Source organism: Parendozoicomonas verongulae (assembly GCF_009711465.1).
In the GTDB taxonomy this organism is placed as follows: domain Bacteria; phylum Pseudomonadota; class Gammaproteobacteria; order Pseudomonadales; family Endozoicomonadaceae; genus Sansalvadorimonas; species Sansalvadorimonas verongulae.
Genome location: NZ_SMME01000705.1, coordinates 1 through 3,504, shown reverse-complemented (window position 1 = coordinate 3,504; position 3,504 = coordinate 1). Strand labels below are relative to the sequence as shown.

Annotated in this window: 4 protein-coding genes; 1 reads left to right on the top strand and 3 read right to left on the bottom strand. The window is 44.3% G+C overall.

Annotated features, from left to right (window positions below; translation table 11 throughout):
• From E1189_RS03355 to E1189_RS03345, 3 genes are all read right to left on the bottom strand, one after another.
• A partial coding sequence (locus E1189_RS03355) for an ankyrin repeat domain-containing protein (RefSeq protein ID WP_196221147.1) occupies positions 1–576 on the bottom strand: 576 nt, incomplete at its 3' end.
• Positions 577–996: 420 nt separating this feature from the next.
• Positions 997–1,494, bottom strand: a complete 498-nt coding sequence (locus E1189_RS03350) for an ankyrin repeat domain-containing protein (protein ID WP_155158629.1) — start codon at positions 1,492–1,494, stop codon at positions 997–999.
• Positions 1,495–1,921: 427 nt separating this feature from the next.
• A complete protein-coding gene (locus E1189_RS03345; protein WP_155158628.1) occupies positions 1,922–2,629 on the bottom strand; it encodes an ankyrin repeat domain-containing protein in 708 nt (235 codons plus the stop codon).
• A gap of 322 nt (positions 2,630–2,951) precedes the next feature.
• On the opposite strand from E1189_RS03345, the gene E1189_RS03340 reads away from it, so the two are divergent.
• Positions 2,952–3,504 (top strand): hypothetical protein (locus E1189_RS03340; RefSeq protein WP_155158627.1); only part of this gene is annotated, 553 nt, incomplete at its 3' end.

Below are 3,504 nucleotides of genomic sequence, written 5' to 3'. Positions count from 1 at the left end.
ATGGCCATTTTGAGCTGCGATAAACAAAGGCGCTGCATCTTTCCATGTTTTATGAAGTTCTACCCCTGCTTTCACCAGAATCTGAACAACCTTAGCATGGCCATTTTGAGCCGCTTGATACAAAGGCGTTGCACCATTCCATGTTTTATTAAGCTCTGCCCCTGCGTTCACCAAAATCTCAACCACCTCAGCGTGACCATTTTGAGCCGCTTGAAACAAAGGCGTTGCGCTATCCCATGTTCTATTAATCTTTGCTCCTGCGTTCACTAACATCTGAACCACCTCAGCATGGCCATTTTGAGCCGCAGGAAAAAGTCCATGAATATATGTGCCAGACCCTCCACTGATAAATTGTTCGTTAACATCAAAGTTGTCTTTATCTAGAAAATACTGCACTGCTTTTACATTACCTTCACGACAGGCCGCCAGAAAATCATGTTCATCATATTTACCTTTCAGTTCCTCACTCAAAACTGCTTTACATTCACCCTTGGCCAATGCGTTTGTACAAAACTCGAAAGCAAAGAGGAAAAAACTGGTGTAGATCCACCATTTTTTCTCATGAATTCTTAACATACCTCAACCCACGAACTTTCCTTACCAAAGGAATAGAAGGTATGGCTATTAACAAGGAAGATATCAAGTTATTCGAGTCTCAGCTTATGACGGACGATGGGATAACGATGACGGACGACCTGCAATGAACACTGATCTGACCGGTGTCTTTGTTGTTTCTGAGAGCCTGAAGTGCAGTGCTTTTTGATTACCACACAGTGACCATATTGACGTGGTTATTCTGTAGGTAACCGTTCACGGCAGGCATACTGTGTCGTGCAACCGTGCTACAGACCTTGATGGATCGAACTTCACAAATCGCGGACCAGAAGATACCTCAGGAAATCAGCTTCAGAACGACACAACAAACTCTGTGCAACTTCCACAGTCTGCTTCTGAGTACTGATACGAAATGCTAAGGGAGAGCGATTTAAGTCAGTGCTATTGGCTTTTAGTCTCCCAGCGTCTCTGAGCTGACGACAGAAGCTCTATCGCCTGAGAATAAGTGCCTCTGCCAACGACTTCACGATTCTCTGAAGTCATAGATACTCGAGCTATAGTGATTGGTCTGAAGTTTATAGTCCCCCAAAAATGTAGCATGCCTCTCTTAGGATCAGCTCCGGCATTAAGAAGCTGTGAAACAATTCCAAGATGTCCATAGACCGTTGCTACGTAAAGCCCGGTTGTATATTTTCCGCATAAGCCGCTTACCCATCTCCCGTTGATATCAAAACCAGGTAAATCAATGAAGAACTGCACCGCTTCCTTGTTACCTTCACGGCAGGCAGCTAGAAAATCATGTTCATCATATTCTCCCTTCAGTTCCTTGCTCAAAACTGTTTCGCATTCACCCCTGGCCAATACGTCTCCATAAAACCCGAAGGCAGAGAGAAAAAAACACACGTAGAAGCAGCACTGTTTTTCATGAATCCTTAACATTGCTCAACCCGTAAACCGTTATGACTCAAGGGATAGGAGGTATGGCAGTCTACAAGGAAAATATCAAGTTATGGGTTTCTCTAAAAATAACTTCCCGATTTCGCCTGCTTACTACGTCATCCCCGCACAGGCGGGGATAGACTGTCCGTGGTGGCTTCCACCTTCGTGGGAATGACGGTTTCGAGAGTATCGAAATATGGAAGCCCTCTTCGCCAATCTGAAAAAACGGGGATTTGAACTGGAAAGTACACATGTGACTGTTCCAGAAAGACCTTCCACTCCTGAGCCACTATCGCCCTGCAAAAAGCCTGTTTCGGCTCGGCCTGAATCTGATTAGACGAGTGCTGAAAAACCATAGTCATAAGGAAACAGGAATCAGGTTTGGAGTGCTACTTCAGATATTGTCCCCTACATAGGTCCCGCCATATTACTGAGTTTCATTCTTGGCACCGCTCTGTAAGGTGAGCCCGCACATCGTCATATCTATATGTGATTCTCTGATGGTGTCAATTGGATTTGCTCGTTGTGTACTTTGAGACGTTCGGTGTCGCTCTTTGCGTAGACGCTTTTTTTCTTTGATGTGTTCAATAACCTGTGTGTATTCCTGCCCGTACCCTCTTTGATCAAATAGGAACAAAGGCTTTTGATCTTTTGCATTAGTCAGTAGGTTTTTACTGCAGAAACCCCAGAAATGCCATTTCATTTTTGGATCTGCTCCGGCTTCAAGCAAAATTCGAACCACCTCTGTATGGCTTTCCTGTACCGCTTGAAATAAGGGAGTGGCACCATTATATGTTTGATCAATGTCTAGCTCCTCACAATCCACCAATACCTTAACTACCTCTATATGACCATGCTGTGCGGCAATAAAAAGGCCATGAACAGGCTCACCATTTACTCCACTGATAAACTGCTTATTAACGTTAAATCCTTCAAGATCCAAAAAATACTGCACGACATCCACATTACCTTCACGGCAGGCCGCCAGAAAATCATGTTCATCATATTTCATCTCCAGTTCCTTGCTAAAAACTGCTTCGCACTCACCCATAGCCAATACGTTTGCACAAAACCCGAAAACAAAAATGAAAAAACTCGTATAAAACCACCGCTGATTCTCATGAACTCGTAACATAATTCATTCCACGAACCGTCAACCAAAGGGATGTAAGATATGGCAATCAACCTGGGAAATATCAAGTCATCGAGTCCCAGCATCTCACTGATGAAGGGGCGATGTGTCCATGTGTAAGGTCTTTTCTGCCTCAGGACAAAAGGCCAAAAGGCCATAATCATGCAAGTGTAACTTCTCATATTTTACTGGCAAACCATCAATCAGCTCCTTTGCAGCCCAGTGATAGAAAGAGTCTGCGTCTGAAGTGTGGCTGGAACCAAAAATGGCTTGTGCTGTCAATATCGTTAGTGATTCAGGGAAGACAACACAGGGATTATCAAAAATGCAGTCATTTCATTCTGTTGCAAGGAAAAGGTCTCCAGACTGTGAGCCGGCATTTAGCACTGAAAAAAGAACATACAGTTCTGATTCGGTCTTAATCTCGAAAGTCAGCCATACTCTCTCTCAGTTAAGTACGGATAAAAAGAAAACCTCCTCTTCCCCTATTCATAACAAACAGGTCAGCCATTCTTCCGTTTTCAATCCTGCCTTTCAATCGGCCCCTGTATTTGACCTGAAGTTTGTTGCTTCCGATCAGGATGTTTCACTGGCGCTGCAAACGATCAATAAACAGCATCAGGATGATGACGTTGTTGTTATGAATTCTCACGATGGACTTGAGCAGGATAATCTTGTTCATCGCCTCACCATTGCAGAAGATGGCAGTCACCAGGTTCATCCCGGCAAGTTGTTCAAGCATTCCTCCCCTCTGGTGCTGGTTCTTGATATCAGGCATATGAGGGCGGATGAAATTACTGCCTTTAATGACCTTCTTGATCCTGACTCTCCCGGTGTTTACAGCAAAGAGGCCCAGCAAAAACAGCCGCTGGGAAAAC